Source organism: Sporichthyaceae bacterium (assembly GCA_036269075.1).
In the GTDB taxonomy this organism is placed as follows: Bacteria; Actinomycetota; Actinomycetes; order Sporichthyales; family Sporichthyaceae; genus DASQPJ01.
On the sequence record DATASX010000119.1, the window covers coordinates 1 to 22,665 of the forward strand.

Genomic DNA, 22,665 nt, shown 5'->3' on the forward strand with positions numbered 1-22,665 from the left:
TAACCACCTGGCTGCCGAGGTGCTGGGTTCGATCTTCGGTCAGTGGCCGGTGAACCGGTACTGGACGAACACCACCTACAAGCTGTGGGGCCCGGAGTTCATGGCCACCATGAACAAGTACGCCCGGTTCAACCGCGGCACGAACCACCACATCGTCCAGGCCGGCTACACCGCGGTGAACATCTTCGCCCAGGCCGCCAAGGCCATCGGTCCGAACCTGACTCGCGACAAACTGATGGCCCAACTCGCGAACGGAACCGTCTGGCAGGCCGATTCCTCGTTGGATCAACGGTTCAGCTACGCGGCCACCGAGCGTAACGGCAACAACTGGAACCACGACTACGGACAGGGCCGGGAATTCATCTACAAGTACACCTCGACGAACACCGTCTCGAACCCCGACGGCTCGCCGAACGGCTTCACTCCCGACTCGAACCAGTTCGTGATCTACACGTGGAAGTAAGCCGAACAGAAACGAACTGAACGCCGAAATTCCCCACCTGCGCCGGGTGCCACTCGGGCCACCCGGCGCAGGCCGGTCCGGTCCGGGGCCGGCGCGTCCGTGCGGATTTGTCGGTGCCCTCGCCTAGCCTGAGCGACATGTCGCAGCAACCCACCGTCATCGACCTGTTCGCCGGGTGCGGCGGCATGACGTCCGGGTTCGTCCGGCAGGGTTTCCGTTCGCTGTTGGCCGTCGAGTGGAACCTGCACGCCGCCGCGACCTACGCGGCGAACTTCGGCGAGGGCCACACCGTGTGGGGCGACATCGCCGAGCTTCCCGACAGCCGGATCCCGCGCGCCGACGTGGTGATCGGCGGCCCGCCGTGCCAGGGCTTCTCCAATCTCGGGTCGAAGGACGTCAACGATCCGCGCAACAAGTTGTGGCAGCAGTACTTGCGGGTGGTCGGTCGGGCGCGGCCCAAGATCTTCGTGATCGAGAACGTGGACCGTTTCCGGGCCAGCACGGAATTCGAGTTGCTGACCGCCGAGGCGCACGGCGGCATGATCGACGGCTACGAGCTGACCCATGGCCTGCTGCTCGCCGCCGACTACGGGGTCGCGCAGCGGCGGTTGCGCACGATCGTGATCGGGTCCCGGATCGGGCCGGTCGCTCTGCCCACGCCCACGCATACCCGGTCGGCGGCCGACGGTCTGCTGCCCTGGCGCACGGTCCGCGACCGGATCGGCGACGAACAGCGCTTCCCCCGCCGGCCGCGTGGCACCGACCTGCCGAACTCGGGGGTCGAGTTCTTCGGCCAACCGATCCCGGGGGTGTTCAAGTCGCGCGACCTGCACTTCGGCCGGCGGCCGCGGGAGCTGTCGTTGCTCCGGTACGACGCGGTGCCGCCCGGCGGCGGCCGGTTCGATCTGCCCGACGAGTTGCTGCCGCGGTGCTGGCGCGACAAGCCGTCCGGCACGACCGACGTGATGGGTCGCATGCGCTGGGACGCGCCGTCGCTGACCATCCGGACGGAGTTCTTCAAGCCGGAGAAGGGTCAGTACCTGCACCCGCAGTGGGACCCGCGGTATCCCGTGCGCCGGGTCAACCGGGTGATCACCCACGCCGAGGCGGCCGCGTTGCAGGACTTCGACGAGGACTTCGTCTGGTGCGGTTCGAAGGTCGAGATCGCCAAGCAGATCGGCAACGCGGTTCCGGTCGGGTTGGCGGCGGCCGTCGCCGGGCAGGTCCGGGCCGCGCTCGTCGGCACCGCGGTCCGCGCTGCTAGCTGAGCGTCAGGTCGCGGGCCAACGCCTCGTATGGCTTGATGCGCCGCTGCTCGACCAGTTCGGCCCAGTGCTCCTGCTGCATCGGGGTCGCGACCTTGGCCACCGCGGCGTCGAGTTCGTCGTGCATCAAGTGGTAGACGGTGTCGACCTCACCGGTGCCGCGGGCGATCGAGATCAACCGACTCGGCAACGGTTCGGCGGTCACCAGCACCAGGTGTGGCAGTCGGCCCCGGCGGTTGCGCACCAGCGTGGCGAACTCGTGGCGCACGTTCTGGACCCGGTCCGACCGGATGGTCCACTTGCATGAGATCGCCGCGTGCAGAAACGGCTTCGCGAACAGGTCATCCGACTGCAGCACGCCCACGTACACGTCGGTCCGCACCTGGTAGTCCCGGCCCAGGGTGGTGCGCAGTTCCGGATGTGTCTCGAACAACTGCTGAAGCGCGTTGAGGTGCTCGAACTGCGCGTAGTCGGCAGCCAGTCCTTGGCGGGTGACCTGCCAGGTGCGGTGCGGGTCCAGTCGATGCAACGAGGTGAGCAGGTCGTCGGCGATGCAGCGTTCCAAGGCCGCGCCGGACTCCCCGGACGTGCCCGCGGACTCGTCCAGCGAGGTCTTGGCGCTGCGGTCGACCCCCATCGCGCGGTAGATCTCGCCGGTGATCCGCAAGCTCTCGGCCCCGCCGACGTCGGCAAGGTTGGGCGCGGCGGCCAACCCGAACAGGTCCCGGCACCGCTGCGCCGACTTGGCTGTGGCGGGCTTCCAGCCGAGCAGGTCGGCCAGCCAGCGCGGTGCGCTGTGTCGATTCGCTGCCGACTCGTCCACCGCCGAACCGTACCGGTGCCCACACGGGTCGGCCGACGGGGATCCGTATTCATGAAAAAGCTGGTCGGGGCGCCTGGATTCAGGAAAGCGCGAACGGCGTTTCGGGCTCCCTGTCAGGCCCGGGGTGAATCCCAGGGGTCCACCCCGGCGAGTCGTCGTATTAAGCCTCACAGGAAAGTATTAAGCCTCACACGAGACGACGAACGGTGTTCGCCCCGGCCTGTGAGGCGTCGCACTTTCGTCGGTGCGGTTAGCGAAATTTTCACTGAGCGTTCAGTGGCCTGCCCAACACGTTTGACCTGCGGGAACCACGGGAGTCGGGCTTCGGCCGTGCCACATGGCGTACCGGCAGTCCTGGATTTTTCACGAACGGACCGGTTTCTAAGCAAGCCCTCAGGGAATCCAAGGTTTACGTCGCGCCCAGCGCGGCACAGCAGGGATCTCGAGCATTGGGACCCCGCGTCCGGGGCCACCCTCGTTCCCGGATGGACCACCAAGGAAAAGTCCCTGTTCGACGGGTGCAGTTGCCCGTAGACAACAGCAAGGAGTTCGAAGTGAGACGCTGGCAATCAGCAGCTCTTAAGACCGTGCCGGTGGTGGCAGCCACCAGCCTCGTGCTCGCCGCGTGCGGCAGCAGTGGGGGCTCCGCGAACACCGCGGAGCAGGCCGCTGCGCCGAGCGCGGGCCAGGGTGCGGCCGCCCCTGCGCAGGCTGCGGCTCCGGCCGCGGGCAGCAGCAGTGGCGCGTCCCAGTCCGCTCCCGCCTCCGGAGGCGCGAGCAGCAGTAAGTCCGCCGAGACCAGCAAGAGCAAGCCAGCTGCGTCGTCGACGAAGACTTCGGCTGCTGCCCCGTCGACCTCGGCCGCTGCGCCGTCCTCGAGCGGGACCGCGGCGAGCCCCGCGGTCGCGCCCGGTTCCAACGCGACCGGTTCCAAGTCGAGCAGCACCAAGTCCGCGAAGGCCTCGAAGAGCTCTGCGGGCGCCCCGGCCGCAGCCAGCTCCAGCGGCTCGGGCGGCAGTTCCAGTTCTGACTCTGGTGGCTCAAGCGGTTCGACCAAGGTCAAGCCGCTGGACTCCGGTGCCGCCAAGGCGCAGAACCAGCAGATCTACAACCAGAAGCAGGGCGCCACCGACGTCGGTGTCACCAAGGACACGATCAAGCTCGGTTCGGTGAACATGCACGGCATGGCTCTGGGAAACGTTCTGGTCACCCCGCAGGTGCACGGTGACGAGGCCGCCATGCAGGCGATCAACGACCGTGGTGGTGTCCTGGGTCGGCGCATGGCGCTGACCGACTGCGACGACGGCCCGGGTGAGGTCGCCCGCGCCAAGGCCTGCATCAAGAAGTTGGTCGGTACCGACCAGGTCTTCTCACTGGTCACCGGTGTGGACTGGGCCACGGCCTCGATCCACGACGACCTGAAGCAGTACCACCTGCCGTATGTGGGTGCCTGGGCCTACTCCCAGACGGAGTGGCAGGACCCGTTCATGTTCCCCACCCACATGTCGATGATCCACGAGGCGATGGCCAACGCCCACTGGGTGGTCAACACGATCAAGCCCAAGTCCTACGGCCTGGTCTGCCTGACCAGCCCGGAGATGCAGCTGGCTTGCAACGGCGTGCAGCAGATCATGAACGGCGCCGGCGCGAAGATGGTCAAGCGGGCCGACGTCTCGATCTCGGAGACCTCGATGTCCGCGTACGTGCTGGCGATGCGTGCTGCCAACCCGGAGCACATCATCCACTACGTGATCAACCCGGCCACGATGGCCAAGTTCATGGTCGAGGCCGCGCAGCAGGGCTACTACCCGCCCAAGGGGATCAGCGGTAACCACCTGGCTGCCGAGGTGCTGGGTTCGATCTTCGGCCAGTTCCCGGTGAACCGGTACTGGACCAACACCACCTACAAGCTGTGGGGTCCGGAGTTCATGGCCACCATGAACAAGTACGCTCGGTTCAACCGCGGCACCAACCACCACATCGTCCAGGCCGGTTACGTCGCGATGAACATCTTCGCCACGGCAGCCAAGGAGGTCGGGCCGAACCTGACCCGCGACCGGATCATGTCCGAGATCGGCAACGGCACCGTCTGGCAGGCCGACTCCTCGCTGGATCAGCGCTTCAGCTACGTCCAGTCCGAGCGTTCCGGTGACAACTGGAGCAAGGACAACGGCCAGGGCCGCGAGTTCATCTACAAGTACACGAGCACCAACACCGTCTCGAACCCCGACGGCTCGCCTTCCGGGTTCGTGCCGGACTCGAACCAGTTCGTCATCCACACGAACTCCTGACCGGCAAACCGGGTCCCTCGAGCTGACGGATTGACCGCTGCGCTCAGGTGACCAACCGCACCGAACTCGCCGGGTGGACCTCTTCGGTCCACCCGGCGAGTCGTGTCTGTCGCCCCGTCGTCGCCGCGGCCACCGTCGTCCTCGATCTGACGTGCCGTCAGCCGGCCGCCGATCCGCGGCGGGCAGGCCTTAGTTGCGGCGGGTCTTCCGGAAGCGCTCGGCGCGGTCCACAACCTGCTCGAGGTCGGTGTTGATGCTGTCCTGCAGCTTGCGGATCATCGAGCCACCGCGCGGGTACGCCGCGATCGCGACCTCGATCCCGCCGCGCATCCGGATCGCCACGCCCTTGTCGTTGAGCACGAACTTCTCGATGTCCGACCAGGGGTAGCGCTTCGAGCCCAGCCAGCCGACGACCACGACCTCGGGTCCGAGCAGCAGCCGTAGCCGGGCGGCCCGGTAGCTGACCACGGTGAACAGCACAGCGCCGCCGAAGCCGGTGAGCCTGCTGAGCGCGCTGTGCCCGGCGAGTCCTCCGTAGAGCAGAATCAGCGCCACCAGGGACCACGGGGCGGAACTGGCGACCCGCTGCAGGCGCAGCGGAGCCATCTCCTCGACTTCGTCCGCCACCGCTCGCCCCTCGTCCCGCCGTTGCGTCCGACCGGACGTTACGGCACCGCGGAGCCCCGGCGTCAGATCAGGTGCGCGCGCCGCCAGATGGTGGTGGTGGGCCCACCGATCAGGCCTTCGTCCTTGAGGAACGCGGTGATGCGCTCGGCCATCCACCGGCGCGAGTCGTGGTGGTGCGGGTTGGCCAGTGCGGCGGCGCGCCCGACGGCCGGCTCGATGCCGACCGAGGCGTAGACCTTCGGGTCGACCAGCGAGTCGATGATCAGATAGCCGACCACCGCGGTGACCGTGCGATGCAGTTCGCGCCTCGCGAAGTTCATCCCGGCCATCTGCCGGGTCACTTCTTCGCGGGCGAACTTGACGTGCCGTGCCTCCTCGATCACGTGGATCCGGTTGACGGCGCGGATCAGCGGCTGGATGCCGGGGTCGTCCATCATGATCCGCTGCATCCGGTCGGTGGTTTCCTCGGCGACCAGGATCGCGGCGAACATCGACGGACCACCCATTGCGGCCTTGGCGAACCGGGTGATCTCGTGGGTCAGCCGGGCCGGGCGGTAGCGCGGCACGCCGAGCGTGGCGGCCGTCCGGGCGAACATGATCGAGTGCCGGGTCTCGTCGCCGAGCTCGGTCAGCGCGTACTGGGCGTGCGCGCTGCGTGGGTCGAGGTCGTAGACGTACCGGCTGAGCAGCTGCATCAGGACGATCTCGAACCACAGTCCGACGGACATCGCGCTGGCGATCTCGTGCTTGGACAGCTCGATGCGCTGTTCCTCGCTCAGGTCGTCCCACAGCGCCGTGCCGTAGAGGGAGACGTGCTCCAGCGGCAGGTACGGCAGGCCGGGCACCGGCGGCTGCGTCCAGTCGATCTCGGTCAACGGGTCGAAGGAATGCCGCGCGGAGGCGGTCAGCAGACGATCGGCTACCTCGTCCCGGCCCCGGCTGCGCTGAGCCGCACCGAGCGCTCCGGGGCTTGCCGTCCCGGCGCGGCCAGAAAGCCGCGAGTCGGCACTGTTCGGAATGGACGTGGTGGTCGGAGACATTGCGACTCCAGTCTCTGATCGGCATTGTCTGGTACGACATGTACCACTCTTGATTGAATGATACGCGGCGTACCCCTCTCTGGCTACAGTCGATTGAGGCGAGCGGAGCGGGAGTAGGGAGCCTGCGAGCCACTCACCGCTCCCGAGCCGATTGACGACTGTTGAAAGACTGGGGTTCATGTCGGGTGAGCCGTTGCGTGGTCAGGCGGCCCGGTGGGCCGGTCAGCGGGACCGCCGCCGTGCCGAGTTCGTCGAGGCCGCCCTGGGCGTGATCGCCGAGCAGGGCGCCGAGGTGTCCGTCGAGGACATCGCCGCCCGGGTCGGTGTGGCCCGGACCCGGCTGTACCGGCACTTCACCGACCGGGCCGACCTGGAGCGCGCGATCACCGCCCGGGTCGGGGAGTTGGTCGTCGAACACATGGACGCGTTGTGGCACCCGCGCGGGTCGGCCCGCCAGATGATCACCAACGCGATCTCGGGCTATGTCGGCTGGTTGGCCGCCAACCGCAACCTGCACCGTTACCTGCTCGGCCACACCGGGCTCGACGAGGACGCCACCTACCCGACGGTGCGCCGGTCGGCCGCCGACCACCTGGGCGCGCTGTTCGGCGGCTACCTGGGGTTCCTCGGGGTGGCCCCGGAGGTCACCACCGACCTGGCGCACGCGGTGGTGGGGATGGTGGAGTCGGTGGCCCGGTCGCGACTGCTTGCTGAGTCCACGTCAGCTGACGAGACGTCAGACCTCCCGACGGCGATCGTGGCGCGCCTGGCCGACTGGACCTGGGCGCTGCTGGACTCGGTGCTGCGGGAGGCGGGAATCGAGTTGGACCCGGACCTCGAGCTGCCCAGTCTGATCGGCCTACCCAGCTCCTAAGGCGAGAGGTTGGCCGCGACGCGGGCCAGCACCTCCAGCGCGACCCGCCGGTCGGCCTCGGGGATGCCGCGCAACGAGTCGGCCTGCAGTTGTGCCACCGCGGCGGTGATGCGTTCGTGCGCGGCGCGGCCGGCGCTGGTCAGCCAGTACGACGAGCCGTCGGTCTCCGCCCAGTCGCGGCGCACCAGGTCGTCGACCACATCTGTCTGGGTGACCGCGGCGGCGACCCAGAACGGAAGCATCGCCTCGGCGATCTGAGCCCTGGTCAGTGGCGCCGGGCCGAGCGCGTCGAGGACCTGCCAGTGCCGACGCCGCAAGCCGTGGTGCGCCAATGCCACGTCGAGGGTCTGCTCCAGCAGACCCCCGACGCGTTCGCACCAAAGACCCAGAGACTGCTCCAGGCCCGCGTCCTCAGGCAGGCTTCCGCCCGGTGATGCCCCAGAAGACCATGCGGCCCACCGCACCGCGGATCTCGGCGACGGTTGCCCCGGCGTCGGCCGCCTTGCTGCCGGCCGTCGACACGACGAGGTTGGCCAGGGCCACCGCGTTGGACTTGGCTTCCTTGGTCTCCCCGGCAACCGCGGCGAGCGGCAGCGAGAGGTTGGACAGCAAATTGGCACGCACCTTCTTGAAGCGCGCGTCGCCCTCCCCGGCCGCGGTCTCCAGCACCCGCAGCACCGCCTCGTGCTCGCGCCAGAAGCCCGCGATCCCGTCGACGATCTTGTCGACCGCGGTGCCCGCGCCCTTGCCGGTCATGTTTGCGCCCTCGGCCAACGACTTCAGCCCGGCGGCGTCCTTCGCCACGTCGCCGGCCAGCGCCAGGACGGCGGTCTCGATGTCGGCGAAGTACTGGTAGAAGGTGGCCGGCGACGTGCCCACCTCGCGCACGATGTCGGTGACGCGGACATCGCGGTAGGGCATCGTGCCGAGCAGCTTGTTCAGCGCCTCGAGAATCCGGTCGCGGGTCTCGCGAGCGCGACGCCCGGCCGTGCGCTTGTCGACGGTCCGGAGCTTTACCTTCGGTGCGTCAGTTTTGGCCATGTGCCGTATGTAACCACTTATCTGACGTCCAGTCACCCTGATGCGTACATGTCACAGGTTAGGTGAGGGTAAGCCTGCCGATCGGAACTCCCGCGCAACCTTACGGGGCGTCAGTTGTTCACGATTAGGCTTGCGGCCGTGGCCGACTCAAGGATCCTCGCGGCACTGGACGCGGCGGCGGCGGCCGGCCCCTTCTACGTCCTGGACACCGACCCGCCGCCCACGATCGGTGTGGATGTCCCCGCCTGGCGGCCGTTCCGCGAGCTGGTGGCGGATCCGACGGTGTTGGCAGCTCGTGTCGCGGCGGTGACCGACGCGGTCGCCGAACGCGCCGGGCTCGAGCGCCACCGGATCGACCGCCGGGCCGCGGTTTCCCTGACCCACCTCGGCCTGGCGGCCCGGCTGGTCTGCCCGTCGATGGGAACCGCCCTGCTGGGCGGGGTACTTCTCGATCTGGATCCGGCTCGGCTGTGGTGGCGCGACGTGCTGGGTCCGGTGCCGCTGGCGTTGCCCGACCCGACCGGGCGGCCGGCGCCGACTGCCCCGGGCGACCTGGCACGCGAACTCTCGGACGATCTCGCCGCCGGCCCGGTCGCCGCGCTGACCGCGGCGGCCGCGGACCTGGGCGTGTCGCGCAAGGTGCTGTGGGGAAACGTCGCCTCGGCGCTGGCCGGCACGCTGCCCGCGCTCACCGCCGCGGCAGGGACCCGTGCGGGGGCGGCCCGCGCAGTGGTCACCGGGCTGCTGCAGACGGGGATCCTCGCCGACACGGGTTCGTTCCGCGGTCCGGGAGGCAGGTTCGTACGCAACAGTTGTTGCCTGTACTACCGCGTCCCCGGCGGCGGTTACTGCGGCGACTGTCTACTGGCCGCTCCCCCGCCCGGCGCGTGAGTAGGTGAACCCTCTGCGCATTCCCCTCCGTGACGCGTAAGACTTGTCCGGACAGCAGCGGCGCAAGTGCGAAACGAGGGGACTGGTGGACCAGTACCGGCAGGCCAACCTGGAGAACTGGGAGGCCCGGGTCCCCGTCCAGCTTGCCGCCGACGGAGCGCAGGCGCTGGCTGACGACCCGTCAGCACTGTCCAGCGTCGTCGCGTACGACGCACGGCGGCTCGGCGACCTCACCGGGCAACGGGCCATCCACCTGCAGTGCAACGTCGGAACCGACACGTTGTCGCTGGCGCGGCTCGGCGCTCGGGTCACCGGGCTGGACTTCTCACCCTCGGCGATCGCCGCGGCCAAGGCCCTGTGCGCCCGCGCCGGGGTCCCGGCCCGCTTCGTCGTCTCCGACGTCTACGAGGCGAACGTGAGCCTCGACGGCGAGCGCTTCGACCTCGTCTACACCGGCGTCGGTGCCCTGTGCTGGTTGCCGGACATCGTCGGCTGGGCGCGGGTGGTCGCGTCGTTGCTCGAGCCCGGAGGTCGCCTGTACCTGCGCGAACTGCACCCGGTGCTGTTCACCCTCGACGACGAGCGCACCGACGGCCAATTGGTCATCCGCTACCCGTACTTCAACACCGCCGAGCCGCAGTTCGTCGACTCGCCGACCACCTACACGAACCGCTCGGTCGAGTTGGCCGCCCCGCAGCGCTACGTCTGGAACCACGGGCTCGGCGAGATCCTGAGCGCGCTGATCGAGGCCGGGCTGCGGATCACCTCGCTGGCCGAGCACGACGAGAGCGAGTGGCACGCGCTGCCCTGGATGGTTCCGACCACCGACGGCCGGCACGCCCTGCCGGCGGGGCGCAACCGGGTCCCGTTGATGTACACGCTCATCGCGGTCAAGGACCCGAGGCACTGAGGCCCGTGCAGACCGCGGGATCAGCCCTCGTGGTGCGGGGGACGTTCGCGGCGCAGCCAGGCCTCGCGGGAGTCCGAGCTCTCGCGTTCGGCGCCCCAGGCCTCGTCGGAGTCCTCGCGGGCCCGGTCGGGCAGGACGGGATCGAGCACGGCAACCTCCGGGATCTGACCTCCAGGGTGCCATGACTTCCTGGCGGACGTGGACCGCGCGGGTGCCGGACCCGGTGCTCGGGGCCCGGTCCGCGCGTGCGCGGGCGCGGTTGCTCGCGGTGGCGGCCGGGGTGCTTGTCGCGGCCGCCGACGTATTTGTGCAGGCGCCGCTGGTCCGGGGGGTGTTCACCGGGCTCCACCTCGCTCCGGACCGCCTGGCCACGGGGCTGGCCATGATCAGTGTCTTCGCGATCGCGGCGGCCACGACCATGCGGGCCACCGCGCTGACCGGGGTGCTCGGCCCGCGCCGGCAGGCGTTGACCGCGCTGGTGGGGTGGAGCGTCGGTGCGGCGGTCGCCGGCGGTGCCGACGCGCCCGGCCAGTTGTGTGCGGGGCGGGCGATCCAGGGCGCGGCCGCCGGTCTGCTGGTCCCGACCGGCCTGGCGATGGTGCGGTCCTGGTGGCCGCCGGTGTGTGCGGGCCGGCCGCGAGCGCTGGTGCTCGGCGCCGTGGTGCTGGCCCCGGCGGCCGGTACCTGGGTGGCCACCTCGTTACGGCTGTGGTCGTCCTGGCGCACGGTGCTGCTCTGGGACGTCGCGCTCGGGCTGGCGCTGGCCTGGTTGCTGGTCAGCCGCGACGACCCGCGCGACCGCCACGATCGCCCGCGGCTGGACCGGTCGGGCGCACTGCTGGTCTGGGCCGGGTTGGGCGTCGGGCTGCTGCTGGCGATGCATCGTGGGAACCACGGCTCGCTGTTCCGCCCGACGGCGCTCGGCGTCGCCCCGCTGGTCCTCGTGCTGGTGGCGCTCGCGGTGGCCGCGGTTTGGCGCGACCTGCACGGCCCGGCCGACCGGTGGCGGGTGTTGGGGCTGCGGGAGTTCGTCGCGCGCGAGGGGATCCCGGTGCTGTCCGCGGTGGCGGTCCGGGGAGCGGCCGGCGGCCTCCTCGTGGCCGGACTGGGTGGGCTGCGGTCCCCGACGGTCGGCTGGGCCGGGATCCGGCCGTGGCTGGCGGTCTGCGCCGGGACGGCCGTCCTGCTCGGCTGCTCGGTGACGGTGCGATCGCGTCGGACGCCCGGCCGCGGCGCGTTCGGTGCGGTGGTCGCCGGACTGGCCGGTGCGGCGTTTGCGGCAGCCGTGGTCTACGTGCCGTTGTTCAACTTGGCGACCCGCCATCCCCGGGTGGCCGCCGCCGGGGCGTGGGTCGACCTGCGGATGGCCATGGCCTTCGTGATCGCGGTGTTGATTTGCGGAGTGCTCTTGCGGCTGGGGTCCTGGGTGGTCGCCGCGATCGGTTTTCTCGGCGCCCTGGTCGGTCTGGTTGCGATGTCGCACTGGGGCGCCAGCGCGTTACGCGGGCACTTCTGCTGGTTGTCGCTGCTCGCGGTCGGCGGCGGGCTGGGGTTGGCGGCGGTGCCGGTCGCCGCGTTGCGGACCGAGGGCACCCCGCGGTCGGGCCCGGTCGACCTGGCCGCCGGGTTGCCCGACTGGTTGCTCGGGATCGCCGTCGGCCTGCCGCTGCTGACGGCCCGCGGCCTGGCGGTGTTCCGCGCCCGGATGCATGGCGTGCTGCCGCCGGCGGCGCTGTGCCCGGCCAGCCCGGGACAGTGCGCGCCATACGAACGGGCCGTGCGCGCCGCGGTCCTGGACCAGTACCGGGCGGTTTTCGTCGGGGCCGCGTTGTGCGCGGCGTTGGCCGCAACCCTGGTGGTCCTGTCCGCCCTGCCGCGGGCTGGGCAGGGTGCGACCGGGCAGGCTTGACGCGATGGACTTCATCGGAGAGTTGCGGGCGGCGTTGCCGCCGGCGGCCGTCGACGACGCGGTGCGCCGGCGCGCCGAGTACAGCGCCGACGCCTCGGTCTACCGGCATGTCCCTCGTGCCGTGGTCTTCCCGGGATCGGCCGACGAGGTCGCGGTGGCGGTTGCCGTCGCCGCTGCGCACCGGGTGCCGGTGACCATGCGCGGCGGTGGGACTTCGGTGGCCGGCAACGCGATCGGGCCGGGCATCGTGCTCGACTGCTCCCGTCGGTTCAACCGGATCCTCGACCTCGATCCGGCGTCGGCGACCGCGGTGGTGGAGCCCGGGGTCGTGCTCGACCGGTTGCGGGCCGCCGGCACACGACACGGGCTGACGTTCGGTCCGGACCCGTCGACCCACTCCCGGGCCACACTCGGCGGGATGGTTGGCAACAACGCCTGCGGTTCCCACTCACCGGTCTGGGGCCGCACCGTCGACCACGTGCAATCCCTGGACGTGCTGCTGGCCGACGGGACCCGCACCCGCGTGGGCGAGCTGGACCCGAGCGCCGCCGGCCGGGTCGGCGCACTGCACCGGGCCCTGCAGGATCTGACGGACCGTCATGGCGAGGCGATCCGGGCCGGGCTGGGCCAGTTCCCGCGCCAGGCCTCCGGCTACGGACTGCACCACCTGCTGTCGGAGAACGGTCGCCACGTCGCCAAGGCGTTGGTCGGCAGTGAGGGCACCTGCGCGGTCCTGCTCGGCGCCACAGTCTCGCTGGTGCCGGTCCCCCGCGCACGGGTCCTGCTGGTGCTGGCGTTCGACGACCTCGTCGACGCCGCCGACGCGATCGGCCGGATCGTGCCCTGGCACCCGGCGACCTGCGAGGGCCTGGACCGCACGCTGCTGCCGACCGGCGCCGACCCGGCCGCGGCGGGCCTTCCGCCCGGCGACGGCTGGTTGTTGCTCGAATTCACCGGTGCCGATCGGGATGCGGCGCAGGCGGCCGCCTGCGCGGCACGGGACGGGATCGCCGCCGAGGTCACAGTCCGCGGCGCGGCGGTCGTGGTCGACGCCGCGGCCCAGGCAGTGATCTGGCGGATCCGCGAGGAGGGTGCCGGGACCGCGACCCGGGCCATGGACTCGACCGGCAGGCGGGTGGCTGCCTGGCCCGGCTGGGAGGACGCGGCGGTCCCGGTCGACCGGCTGGGCGACTACCTGCGCGGATTCCGGGCGCTGATGCGCGAGCACGGCCGGCGCGGCGTGCTCTACGGCCACTTCGCCGACGGCTGCATGCACGTCCGGATCGACTTCGACCTGCGCTCGGCAGCCGGCGTCGCGGGCTATCGGAAGTTCCTGGAGCAGGCCGCGGACCTGGTCGCGGCGCACGGCGGGTCCTGCTCCGGCGAGCACGGCGACGGCCAGGCCCGCTCCGCCCTGCTGCGTCGCACCTTCGCACCGGCGGTCCTGACGGCGTTTGCGGAGTTCAAGGCGGCCTGGGACCCGGGCAACCTGCTGAACCCCGGTATCCTCGTCGACCCGCGGCCGGTGGATCACGACCTGCGACCGGGGCCGCGGACGTCCCTGCCGCTGGTGTTCGCCTACCCGGAGGACGGCGGCAGCCTGGCCGACGCGCTGGACCGCTGTGTCGGCGTGGCCAAGTGCCGGCAGCAGACCGGCGGGGTGATGTGCCCGAGCTTCCGGGCCACCGGCGACGAGAAGGACTCCACCCGCGGTCGGGCGCGGGTCCTGGCGGAGATGCTGCGGGGCGAACTCATTGCCGACGGGTGGCGCTCGACGGAGGTACGCGACGCCCTCGATCTGTGCCTGGCCTGCAAGGGCTGCCGCAGCGACTGCCCGGTGGCCGTCGACATGGCCACGTACAAGGCCGAGTTCCTGCACCACCACTACCGCCGGCGGCTGCGCCCGGCCGCCCACTGGTCGATGGGTTTCCTGCCCGTGTGGGCCCGGTTGGCCCGCCGCGCGCCCGGGGCGGCCAACCTGTTCTCGCGGGGTCCGACCGGGCGATTGCTGCGCCGGGTCGGCGGGCTCACCGAGCACCGGCCCCTGCCCCGGTTCGCCCCGCGGTCCACGCCCTTGCCCGCCGCGGCCGGCCCGGAGGCCGGACCGCGGGTGGCGCTCTGGGTCGACACGTTCACCGCCGCCTACGCCCCGCACGTCGCGGCCGCGGCCGTCGACGTGCTGGCCGCGGCCGGGTTGCGCGTCCTGGTGGTGCCGGGCACGCAATGCTGCGGGCTGACATGGATCCACACCGGGCAACTGACCGTGGCCCGCCGGGTGCTCGCCCGCACGTTGGACGTCCTCGGGCCGGCCGCAGTCTCCGGGACCCCGATCGTCGGGCTCGAGCCGAGTTGCCTGGCCGCGCTGCGCACCGACCTGCCCGGGCTGTTCGCTGACGACCCGCGCGCGGCCGCGGTGGCCGAGGTCGCGGTCTCGCTGTCGCAGGCCCTGGAACGCCTCGCGCCGGACTGGCGTCCACCGGGCCGGTTGTCCGGTCCGGTCGCGGTGCTCGTCCACTGCCACCAGCACGCGACTGCCGGCGCGGCCGCCGACCTAGGGCTGCTGGAGCGCTGCGGGGCGACAACCCGACTCCTGGACAGCGGGTGCTGCGGCGGCGCCGGCGCGTTCGGCTACGAGCGCGAGCACTACGAGACCTCGGTCGCGGTGGCCCGGGCCGGGCTGTTACCCGCGCTCCAGGCGCTGGAGGCGGCAGTTCCGGTCGTCGCGGACGGGTTCAGTTGTCGTGGCCAGACAGCACATCTGACGCAACGTCGGGTAGTTCACGTGGTTGAGTTGTTACATCCACTTCTCGCCTCGGACACGAACCGGTGGGAAACTGGGACCGTGAGTGAGGGCAAGGTCTGAGGATGCACGACGTCCGCGGCATGTTGCACCGGGTTCTCCCGGGCACCCGGCCGACGGTGCCTGACGTCGAGCCCGCCGCGACCGACGCGCTCTCCCCACTCGACCCCAACAGTCTGGCCGCGGCCGAGGAGGTCGCCCGCAAGCGTTTCGACGCCGTGCTCGGCCCGGGCGCAGTCGACTCGCTGCTCGCGGTCTGCCGACCGGGTGGGGCGCCGGTGCTCGGCACCCACCGGCTGGTCCGGGCCGGCCACCGGCTGGGCGAGCTGGACGCCGACGACTCCGCCCGCGTCGAGATGATCCTGACCGGCGCCAACCCGGCACTGGCCGCGTACCTGACCCTGCTGCTCGCCGCCGGCCGCGACCTCGGCACGATCTCGCGCCTGGCCGAGAGCGTGCAGGCCTACCGCCGCGACTTCCGTTGGCTGCACCACCACCTCGGCGTGCTCGGCGGCAACCTCGGGGCGGCCGAGTTCATCGACGACGACGGCGCCCGGCTACGGCTGCGGCAGCAGAGCCCCGGCCACGGCGGCGCGGCGGCGATGATTCTCATGCGGGTGCTGCTCGACCCGGCGTTCGCATTGTGGCTGACCACCGGAATCCGGCTGGAGGACGACCGCGGCGAGGACGGCTTGCCGTTCGAGCAGCGCTTCCGAGCCCAGCAGGACGCGGTGTCGGTCGCGATCAACCGCAAGGGGATGGGCCCGGCGCCGCGGCCACGTTTCCTCGGCGCCCCGCCGACCGCGATGGCCAAGTTCGCCAACCGCTTCACGCTGCTCACCGGCGCCCGGTTCGGGTGGGTCCCGCTGATCGACGTCGACTGGCCGCGGCGGGTCGCCGCGCTCGACGCCGCCGCCGCGGCGGCCGGTGCCGGGTTGCCGGTCCCGGTGATGGTGGAGGGCTCCGGCGACCGCGCCGTGCTGCTGGCCATCTGGGCGCCGGACCAGTCCGGTGCGCTGCGCTGCTACGACCCGGCAGCGGGCCTGGTGGTCGACGTCGCCCGGCCGGACCTCGACGCCGGGCGGGTCGGCATAGCCGGGATGCACCGACTCGAGGGCATCCTGCTCCCGGAGCTGACGCTCACCTGAGGCAGCACGCCGATCATCGATGAGCGGAATGGGCACTGTCATACGCGGGGAGGGCACTGTCATACCCGGGCGGCGGCTTCTCAGCGGGCGGCGTTGTACTGCTCGATCACCGAACTGGGCACCCGCCCGCGTTCGCTGACCGGGAGCCCGTGGCGGCGTGCCCAGTCCCGGATCGCGGCCATCTGCGCCGGGTCCACCCGGGTCGCGGCGCCCTTGTTGGGCCCAGCCGCCCGGCGCCGCACACCGCTGACCCGACGCCCCGCGGCGCGGTAGCGCTCGAAGATCGTGCGCAGCGCGGCGGCGTTGCGGGCCGACAGGTCGATCTCGTACTCGACCCCGTCGAGCCCGAACGAGATGGTCTCGGTCGCGGGACTGCCGTCGATGTCGTCGTGTGCAGCGACGACGATCCGTCTGGCCATGGGCGAAATCCTCCAGCGGAACCGGCTCAGGCCGGGGAGACCGGGTCGAGGCGGTAGCCGTGGCCCCGCAGCGTGGTGATGCCCGGCACCCGGGCGGGCGGGTCGGTTCGTGCCGCCGCCGCGTCGAGCCGCCGCCGGACCGCGGCGATGTGGACGTCGAGGGTCTTCGTCGAGCCGAACCAGTTCTCGTCCCACACGTCGGCCATCAGCACCTCGCGGGACAGTGCATGGCCGGCGGCCCGGGCCAGCCGGGCCAGCAGGTCGAACTCCTTGGCTCGCAGGTCGACCTCCAGGCCGCCCACCGAGCAGCGGCGCGCCGACGGGTCGAGCACCAGGTCGCCGTCGATGAAAACGTCGACCGGGGTGGTCGTGTCGGCCGACAGCCGCCGCAGGTGGGCGCGGACCCGGGCGGTCAGTTCGGTCATTCCGAACGGCTTGGTGATGTAGTCGTCGGCGCCGGCCTCAAGGCCGACCACGACATCCATCTCCTCGCGGCGTGCGGTCAGCATCACGATCACGCAGCTCGGCAGCTGGACCCGCAGGTCGCGGCAGACCTCGACGCCGTCGCGGTCGGGCAGGCCCAGGTCGAGCAGCACCAGGTCGAACGGGGACCGGCCGGCCTCGATCAACGCGCTGCCGCCGGTGCGCTGCCACATCACCTGGTGCCCGTTGGCACGCAGGGCGGCCTCGACGCGTCGGCCGATCGCCTCGTCGTCCTCCACCAGCAGCAGTCGAGCCACGTCCGGATCTTAGGACCCAGGAGCTCGCCGACCGGAGAAAGTCGATCCGGGTGTTTCCGGCGAGGAGGAACCGGGGTAGGCACTTCTGGGTGTCTTCGAGTGCCTTGACCAGGCGGTCGCAGCCGATCGAGCCACTCGGCGAGGCGGCGGCGACACGTTCGGCCGTACGTCGTTGCCAGATTGTTTCCAGGTGTGACCGATGTCCCACCCACCGCCCGGCGACGCGGCGCGGTACGGTTTCCCGAGGCCGCAACGGGCCGACAGGTGCCCGTTGCCCCTGAAGCAACCGCTCCGGCGACGTCTACCACCCCGAGGTACCCCGTCATGGTCGATAGCGCTGTGCCGGCCGCCCCCACGGTGAGCCGACCGGTAGCGCTTGTCGCCTCGCTGGTTGCAGTCTCGGTCGGCGTGGTGGCCTGGGCGCACCGCGACGCCATCACCGTGGCCGTGAACGGGGTGCGCGGCGCCGACCGCGAATGGCTCGGCCTGGCCTCGCTCGCCGTGGTCGCCCTGTGGATCTCGGGCTCGATCACCCAGCTGGGTTCGCTGCGCACCACGCCGCCGATCGGCCGGCTGTTCCTGGTCCAGGTGGCGGCCTCGTTCATGAACAACCTGCTGCCGGCCGGGGTCGGGGGCATGGCGGTCAACGTCCGCTTCCTGCGCCGGTGCGGTGTGAACACGCGGACGGGCATGGCCGCCGTCGGCCTCAACTCGTTCGCGGGGCTGGTCGCTCACCTTGTGCTCCTGCTCGCGGTGGTGGTCTCGCTGCCCGGGCGCTTCCACATGATCTGGCAGACGCTGTCCGCCCAGGTGCACGACGCCCTGCATGAGGTGATCCCGGGGCGGGGTCACGTCGCGCTCGCCACCGGCGGCCTGGTCATGGCAGGCGCCTTGTTCGTGCGGGCCCGGCGGCGGCGGGCGGCCGCCCGCGCCGCCGTCGAGCCGGCGCAGCGGCGGACGATCCGCAACGAGGTCGCCGAGCTGCGCGACGTCATGCGCAACCCGGGGCGGGCCGCGGCGCTGTGGCTCGGCGCGCTGGCCACGCCGGTGCTGCACGGCCTGGTCATCTACGCGGCGCTGCGCAGCCTCGATGTCCACCTCAGCCCCGTCACCGCCGTCGCGGTCTACGTGACGGTGTCCGGACTCGCCGCGTTGGTCCCGGCGCCGGGCGGGCTCGGTACGTTCGACGTGCTGCTGACCGGTGGGTTGGTCGCGGTCGGTGCCCCCGGTGCGGGTGCGGTCGGTGCGGTCGTCGCGTACCGGTTGCTGACGGTCTGGCTCCCGCTGGTGCCCGCGGGTTGCGTGTTCGCGGTGCTCATGCGCCGCGCGATCATCTGACGCTCCCGCGCACCGAACAGCGCCCAGCCGACCAGCGTCAGGAATACCCCGGCCAGCACGTCCAGCACGTAGTGGTTGGCCGTCGACACCACCGCGCTCGCGGTCACCACCGGGTGCAGCGTCGCCGCGATCCGCAGCCATTTGAACCGGTCCAGCTCCTGGGTCATGGCCCAGACGGAGAAAGCCACCCAGGTCGCCCAGGCCAGGTGCAGCGAGGGCATGGCCGCGTACTGATCGGGCTCCGGGAGGGCGGCGCTGCCGCCGCCCAGGGCCAGCGGGATCGTGTCGATGAAGCCCGCGCCGGGCAGTAGCCGCGGCGGGGCGACCGGGTACACCGCGAACACGATCAGGCCGACGACGTTGGTCGCCGCCAGGGTGTTCCGGGCCCGGCGGTACATCTTCGGGGCGAACAGGTAGCAGGCCACCAGGACGGCCATCGCGGTGGCGATGTGCGCCAACTGGTAGTACCAGGACTCCACCCAGCGAATCGCGTGATGCTGCTCGAGGCGGTCGTTGGCCCAGTGCTCCCAGTCCAGGCGCAGCCGCTGCTCGAGGTGGAACACGTCGAAGCCGTGGTCGAACGCCTCGTCACGCCGCGGCGCGGCCTGCGAGCGGACCCAGTCGTAGAAGACCAGCAGCAGCAGGACGACGCCCAGCTCGCCGACGACGTGCGGCCGCTTCCGTCCTGCCGCGTTGGCGCGCAACCGACCCACAGCATTACTGACTGTCACCAAGTGCGCACTCCGGTAGGCACACATGCAGGTCTGAAGGCTCTGTTCATTGCCTACCTACGTGCGCATTGGCGAACGCCGCTTGCGTCATCGGGGCCTCAGGACACGGCCTCGAGCGCGGTGAGCGGGGTCACCGCCCCGGCCAACCGGTAAAGATCGGCCGTCCGCTCGAGTACGGAGTCCCAGTCGGAGGCCGGTGCGACGCTCCGGTTGTGCGCGGCGATGCGGGCCCGGGCGATGGAGTCGGAGGCCAACGTGACCAGGGCTGCGGCCATCGCCGAGTCGTCGTCGGCCAGCAGGCCCTCCTGGCCGTGCCGGATGAACTCACTGGTCCCGGACTCGGCGCGGGCGATCACCGGGACGCCCGCACAGCGGGCCTCCAGCGCGGCGATCCCGAACGACTCCAGGATCGCCGGTGCCAGGAAGACGTCGGCCCGGGCCAGCGCGGTGCGGACGTCGGCGCGCGGCCGGCGGCCGGCCAGCACGACGTCCTCGCCCAGGTCGTTCTTGTCCAGGAACTTCTGCATCGAGCCGCGCCGCGGGCCGTCGCCGATGATCATCGTGCGCAGCCGGATGTGCTCGGGAAGGTGCTCCCGGGCCTCCTTGAGCACTTTCAGCAGCGGCAGGCCGCGCTTGCGACCGGTCAGTCGCATGACGGCCACCGCGACCACGTCGTCCGGGTCGCGGGGCACCGGCCGCACGCGCCAGTCGGAGACGTCGACCCCGTTCGGCAGCACGTGGACCTGGGCGTCCGGGCCCATGATCCGGCGCATCGGGCGGGCCGCGACGTCGCTGACGGCGGTCCACACCGCCGGCCAGTGCTGGAAACGCGACACCGGCTGGATCAGCCGCGCGCCCGCCTCGGCCGGGCCGAGGATCGAGTGCATGGTGAAGACCGTGGGCCGCTCGTCGGCCAGGGCGGCGGCGGCGAAGGCCAGCGGCGACCAGGGCGCCCCGTGCACGTGGACGACGTCGAATCGGCCGGAGCGCAGGGCGGCCCGCAGCGCCCTGCGCACCGCGGGCATGTGGCCGGGCATCTTCCCGGCGTCGGCGAGGCGGTGCACCCGCACGTCGGTGGTGAACTCGCGCTCCCTCGGTACCGCGCCGCCGGGCGTCGAAGTGATCACACTGACCTCGTGGCCCGCGGCGGCCTGCCTGTGGGAGAGGTCGCGGACCTGCAGTTCGATCCCGCCGCAGCGCGGCAGGTAGAAATCGGTGACATGCGCAATGCGCAACGGAGGGCGGGAAGTGCCGTACACCTTGGTGTCGTTCCACGCGCATCCGGATGACGAGGCGCTGCTCACGGGAGGCACCCTAGCCCGCGTCTCGGCAGAGGGTCATCGTGTCGTCCTAGTCGTCGCGACCGCCGGAGAGGCGGGACTGGCTGGACCGGCCGAGCAGGGCGCCGGGCTGGGCGGGGTCAGGCTGGTGGAACTGGCCGCCTCCGCCCGGGCGCTGGGCTGCGCTCGGGTTGAGTGCCTGGGATACGGCGATTCCGGATCAGACGATTCGACTCGACCGGGTTCATTCTCCGCCGTCGACACGGCGGAAGCGGCCGCGCGACTCGCCCGGATCCTGATCGAGGAGTCCGCGGACGTTCTGACAGTTTACGACCGTACCGGGGGCTACGGGCACCCCGACCATGTTGCCGTGCATCACGTCGGACACGCCGCGGCCCGTTCGGCGGGCACCCCGGTGGTTCTCGAGGCCACCGTGGACCGCGACGCGTTGCTGCGGATCATCCGGTTCGCGCGACGACTGCGGCTGCCGTTCGAGATGCGTCCGGACGCCTACACCGCCCGGGCCGACCTGACCCACCGCATTGATGTGCGGGCGCAGTTGGCGGCCAAGCGGGCCGCGTTGGCGGCGCATGCCAGCCAGTCGACCGGCGGGTCCTCGGTGCGGACGCTGCGGCTGCTGCTGCGGCTGCCCCGGCCACTGTTCCGGTTGCTGTTGGGACAGGAATGGTTCGTCGAGGTGGGGCGGACGCCGGGCCCGCTGTGCGGCGATGTGTTCGATTCGCTACGGGCTCGCAAGTAGCCTCATCGCCAGGCGAAGGTGAGGGCACCCGGTGCGACGGAAGATCCTGGGCGTTGCCGTGCTGGCCGCCGCGCTGGCCGTGACCCTGTTCGGGTTGCCGCTGGCCTACGCGGTCCACCAGCTCTACCTCTACGACCAGGAGGGCGACCTGGAGCGGGCCGCGCTGCGGGCCTCGGTCCGGGCCGAGGTCGACGACCCGAAGGCGACCACCACCAGCCTCGGCGGCACGAAGATCGGCCTCTACGGGCTGGACGGGACGCGCACCTCCGGCTCCGGGCCGTTGTCCGGTGGGCCCGACGTGACGACCGCGATCAACACTGGCGTGCCGTACGAGCACACCGGCGCCAGCGAGATCGTGATCGCGATTCCGCTGTTCGAGGACGGCAAGTCGGTGGCCGAGGTGGTCCGTGCCGCCGCGCCGCGCCACAGCGTGTCGACGAAGGTGGTCGGCGCCTGGTCGCTGCTGGCCGGGCTGGCGCTGCTGGCGGGGGTCTCCAGCTCGCTGCTGGCCGCCGGTCAGGCCCGCCGGCTGGCCCGTCCGCTGACCGAGCTGGAGCGGGTGGCCGAGGAACTCGGCGACGGCAACTTCGCGGTCCGCGCCGCAGCCTGCGGCGTCGAGGAGATCGACAAGGCCGGGGCCGCGCTGAACCGCACCGCCGCCCGGCTCGACGACATCCTGGCCCGGGAGCGGGCGTTCACCGCGGTGGCCTCCCACCAGCTGCGCACCCCGCTGACCGACCTGCGGCTGGGCCTGGAGCACGCCCTGTCCGGCCCCGACGACGAGCTGCGGGCCGCGGCCCGGGACGCCATGTCCGGCGCCGACCGGCTGGCGGCCACCATCGACGACGTGCTCACGCTGGCTCGCGGTACGACCACCGTGGCGCCGCTGCCGGTCGGGCCGCTGCTGTCGGACCTGCGCCTGCGGTGGGCCTCGCAGCTGGAGGCCGACGGGCGCAGCCTGGTCATCGTGGAGCGCGACCACTCGGTGGCGCTGGCCTCCGCGGCCGCCGTTCGGCAGATTCTCGACGTACTGCTGGACAACGCTCGGCTGCACGGGCAGGGCACGGTCACGGTGACGGCTCGCTCGGCCGCAAGCGCCGTCGCGATCGACGTCGCCGACGAGGGGCACGCCGGCGGCCCGCTGGTGCCGGAGAACGCCCCGCCGCTGGATGGCCCGCGCCGGTTGGGGCTCTCGATCGCCGCGTCGTTGGCGGCCGCGCAGAACGGTCGCCTGGTGCACGCCCGCACCGACCCGACGACCCGACTGACCGTGCTGCTCCCGGCCGCGGAGCAGGCGACCGATCCGGGCTGACGG

The 22,665-nt window shown here is 71.4% G+C and carries 21 protein-coding genes and 1 pseudogene; 12 read left to right on the forward strand and 10 right to left on the reverse strand.

The features are described from left to right. Together VHU88_22405 and VHU88_22410 are read left to right on the forward strand one after the other, a co-directional pair. A partial coding sequence (locus tag VHU88_22405) for an ABC transporter substrate-binding protein (GenBank protein ID HEX3614456.1) occupies window positions 1-463 on the forward strand: 463 nt, incomplete at its 5' end. A 137-nt stretch (window positions 464-600) separates the two neighbouring features. Further along, a complete protein-coding gene (locus VHU88_22410; protein ID HEX3614457.1) occupies window positions 601-1,731 on the forward strand; it encodes a DNA cytosine methyltransferase in 1,131 nt (376 codons plus the stop codon). Here VHU88_22410 and VHU88_22415 read toward each other — a convergent pair. After that, on the reverse strand, window positions 1,724-2,551 hold the full coding sequence (locus VHU88_22415; protein HEX3614458.1) for an NgoMIV family type II restriction endonuclease: 828 nt from the start codon (window positions 2,549-2,551) through the stop codon (window positions 1,724-1,726). The two genes, VHU88_22410 and VHU88_22415, sit on opposite strands and share 8 nt — an antisense overlap. 554 nt (window positions 2,552-3,105) lie before the next feature. On the opposite strand from VHU88_22415, the gene VHU88_22420 reads away from it, so the two are divergent. Beyond that, window positions 3,106-4,842, forward strand: a complete 1,737-nt coding sequence (locus VHU88_22420; GenBank protein HEX3614459.1) for an ABC transporter substrate-binding protein — start codon at window positions 3,106-3,108, stop codon at window positions 4,840-4,842. 189 nt (window positions 4,843-5,031) lie between these two features. On the opposite strand, the gene VHU88_22425 is transcribed toward VHU88_22420, so the two are convergent. Beyond that, window positions 5,032-5,469: a hypothetical protein gene (locus tag VHU88_22425; GenBank protein ID HEX3614460.1), complete on the reverse strand. Its 438-nt coding sequence runs from the start codon at window positions 5,467-5,469 to the stop codon at window positions 5,032-5,034. Window positions 5,470-5,531: 62 nt separating this feature from the next. After that, window positions 5,532-6,509, reverse strand: coding sequence for a diiron oxygenase (locus VHU88_22430; protein HEX3614461.1), 978 nt, complete (start codon window positions 6,507-6,509; stop codon window positions 5,532-5,534). Between the two features lie 178 nt (window positions 6,510-6,687). On the opposite strand from VHU88_22430, the gene VHU88_22435 reads away from it, so the two are divergent. Beyond that, window positions 6,688-7,383, forward strand: a complete 696-nt coding sequence (locus VHU88_22435) for a TetR/AcrR family transcriptional regulator (protein HEX3614462.1) — start codon at window positions 6,688-6,690, stop codon at window positions 7,381-7,383. On the opposite strand, the gene VHU88_22440 is transcribed toward VHU88_22435, so the two are convergent. Both VHU88_22440 and VHU88_22445 read right to left on the reverse strand, forming a co-directional pair. Next, window positions 7,380-7,721 carry a hypothetical protein gene (locus tag VHU88_22440; protein ID HEX3614463.1) on the reverse strand — a complete coding sequence of 114 codons (342 nt, stop codon included), beginning with the start codon at window positions 7,719-7,721 and terminating at the stop codon, window positions 7,380-7,382. The genes VHU88_22435 and VHU88_22440 overlap by 4 nt on opposite strands. 73 nt (window positions 7,722-7,794) lie before the next feature. Next, window positions 7,795-8,424: a TetR family transcriptional regulator gene (locus tag VHU88_22445; GenBank protein HEX3614464.1), complete on the reverse strand. Its 630-nt coding sequence runs from the start codon at window positions 8,422-8,424 to the stop codon at window positions 7,795-7,797. Between the two features lie 138 nt (window positions 8,425-8,562). On the opposite strand from VHU88_22445, the gene VHU88_22450 reads away from it, so the two are divergent. After that, the gene (locus VHU88_22450) at window positions 8,563-9,315 is read left to right on the forward strand and encodes a (2Fe-2S)-binding protein (protein ID HEX3614465.1); all 753 of its coding nucleotides are present in this window, start codon (window positions 8,563-8,565) and stop codon (window positions 9,313-9,315) included. An 85-nt stretch (window positions 9,316-9,400) separates the two neighbouring features. Beyond that, window positions 9,401-10,225: a class I SAM-dependent methyltransferase gene (locus tag VHU88_22455; GenBank protein ID HEX3614466.1), complete on the forward strand. Its 825-nt coding sequence runs from the start codon at window positions 9,401-9,403 to the stop codon at window positions 10,223-10,225. A gap of 20 nt (window positions 10,226-10,245) precedes the next feature. Here VHU88_22455 and VHU88_22460 read toward each other — a convergent pair whose 3' ends face one another. Then, entirely contained in the window at window positions 10,246-10,374 is a 129-nt protein-coding gene (locus VHU88_22460) for a hypothetical protein (protein ID HEX3614467.1), read from the reverse strand. Between the two features lie 32 nt (window positions 10,375-10,406). Between VHU88_22460 and VHU88_22465 the strand changes: the two genes are divergently transcribed. From VHU88_22465 to VHU88_22475, 3 genes are read left to right on the forward strand one after another with little or no spacing between them, the layout of a single operon-like run. Next, window positions 10,407-12,134 (forward strand): MFS transporter, encoded by a 1,728-nt coding sequence (locus VHU88_22465; GenBank protein HEX3614468.1) that lies wholly within the window; start codon window positions 10,407-10,409, stop codon window positions 12,132-12,134. 4 nt (window positions 12,135-12,138) lie between these two features. Continuing rightward, complete coding sequence (locus tag VHU88_22470) at window positions 12,139-14,997, forward strand: FAD-binding and (Fe-S)-binding domain-containing protein (protein HEX3614469.1); 2,859 nt, start codon at window positions 12,139-12,141, stop codon at window positions 14,995-14,997. 2 nt (window positions 14,998-14,999) lie between these two features. Further along, complete coding sequence (locus VHU88_22475; GenBank protein ID HEX3614470.1) at window positions 15,000-16,082, forward strand: hypothetical protein; 1,083 nt, start codon at window positions 15,000-15,002, stop codon at window positions 16,080-16,082. Between the two features lie 80 nt (window positions 16,083-16,162). Here VHU88_22475 and VHU88_22480 read toward each other — a convergent pair whose 3' ends face one another. Next, window positions 16,163-16,501: an Lsr2 family protein gene (locus tag VHU88_22480; GenBank protein ID HEX3614471.1), complete on the reverse strand. Its 339-nt coding sequence runs from the start codon at window positions 16,499-16,501 to the stop codon at window positions 16,163-16,165. A 26-nt stretch (window positions 16,502-16,527) separates the two neighbouring features. Beyond that, window positions 16,528-17,241, reverse strand: coding sequence for a response regulator transcription factor (locus VHU88_22485; GenBank protein HEX3614472.1), 714 nt, complete (start codon window positions 17,239-17,241; stop codon window positions 16,528-16,530). Between the two features lie 324 nt (window positions 17,242-17,565). On the opposite strand from VHU88_22485, the gene VHU88_22490 reads away from it, so the two are divergent. Next, the gene (locus VHU88_22490) at window positions 17,566-18,579 is read left to right on the forward strand and encodes a lysylphosphatidylglycerol synthase transmembrane domain-containing protein (GenBank protein ID HEX3614473.1); all 1,014 of its coding nucleotides are present in this window, start codon (window positions 17,566-17,568) and stop codon (window positions 18,577-18,579) included. A 29-nt stretch (window positions 18,580-18,608) separates the two neighbouring features. Here VHU88_22490 and VHU88_22495 read toward each other — a convergent pair. Together VHU88_22495 and VHU88_22500 are read right to left on the reverse strand one after the other, a co-directional pair. Beyond that, window positions 18,609-19,337, reverse strand: a pseudogene (locus VHU88_22495) (phosphatase PAP2 family protein). A 71-nt stretch (window positions 19,338-19,408) separates the two neighbouring features. After that, a complete protein-coding gene (locus VHU88_22500) occupies window positions 19,409-20,614 on the reverse strand; it encodes a glycosyltransferase family 4 protein (GenBank protein HEX3614474.1) in 1,206 nt (401 codons plus the stop codon). 346 nt (window positions 20,615-20,960) lie between these two features. Here VHU88_22500 and VHU88_22505 point away from each other — a divergent pair, with 346 nt between their 5' ends. Together VHU88_22505 and VHU88_22510 are read left to right on the forward strand one after the other, a co-directional pair. Next, window positions 20,961-21,350: a hypothetical protein gene (locus VHU88_22505; protein ID HEX3614475.1), complete on the forward strand. Its 390-nt coding sequence runs from the start codon at window positions 20,961-20,963 to the stop codon at window positions 21,348-21,350. 31 nt (window positions 21,351-21,381) lie between these two features. Further along, window positions 21,382-22,662 (forward strand): HAMP domain-containing sensor histidine kinase, encoded by a 1,281-nt coding sequence (locus VHU88_22510; GenBank protein HEX3614476.1) that lies wholly within the window; start codon window positions 21,382-21,384, stop codon window positions 22,660-22,662. Window positions 22,663-22,665: the final 3 nt, after the last annotated feature.

Excerpts from the sequence above, each read along its gene's own strand:
- VHU88_22480 (HEX3614471.1), bottom strand. The coding sequence starts at position 16,501 with ATGGCCAGACGGATCGTCGTCGCTGCACACGACGACATCGACGGCAGT.
- VHU88_22470 (HEX3614469.1), top strand. The coding sequence starts at position 12,139 with ATGGACTTCATCGGAGAGTTGCGGGCGGCGTTGCCGCCGGCGGCCGTC.
- VHU88_22465 (HEX3614468.1), top strand. The coding sequence starts at position 10,407 with ATGACTTCCTGGCGGACGTGGACCGCGCGGGTGCCGGACCCGGTGCTC.
- VHU88_22475 (HEX3614470.1), top strand. The coding sequence starts at position 15,000 with ATGCACGACGTCCGCGGCATGTTGCACCGGGTTCTCCCGGGCACCCGG.
- VHU88_22445 (HEX3614464.1), bottom strand. The coding sequence starts at position 8,424 with ATGGCCAAAACTGACGCACCGAAGGTAAAGCTCCGGACCGTCGACAAG.
- VHU88_22430 (HEX3614461.1), bottom strand. The coding sequence starts at position 6,509 with ATGTCTCCGACCACCACGTCCATTCCGAACAGTGCCGACTCGCGGCTT.
- VHU88_22435 (HEX3614462.1), top strand. The coding sequence starts at position 6,688 with ATGTCGGGTGAGCCGTTGCGTGGTCAGGCGGCCCGGTGGGCCGGTCAG.
- VHU88_22410 (HEX3614457.1), top strand. The coding sequence starts at position 601 with ATGTCGCAGCAACCCACCGTCATCGACCTGTTCGCCGGGTGCGGCGGC.
- VHU88_22490 (HEX3614473.1), top strand. The coding sequence starts at position 17,566 with ATGGTCGATAGCGCTGTGCCGGCCGCCCCCACGGTGAGCCGACCGGTA.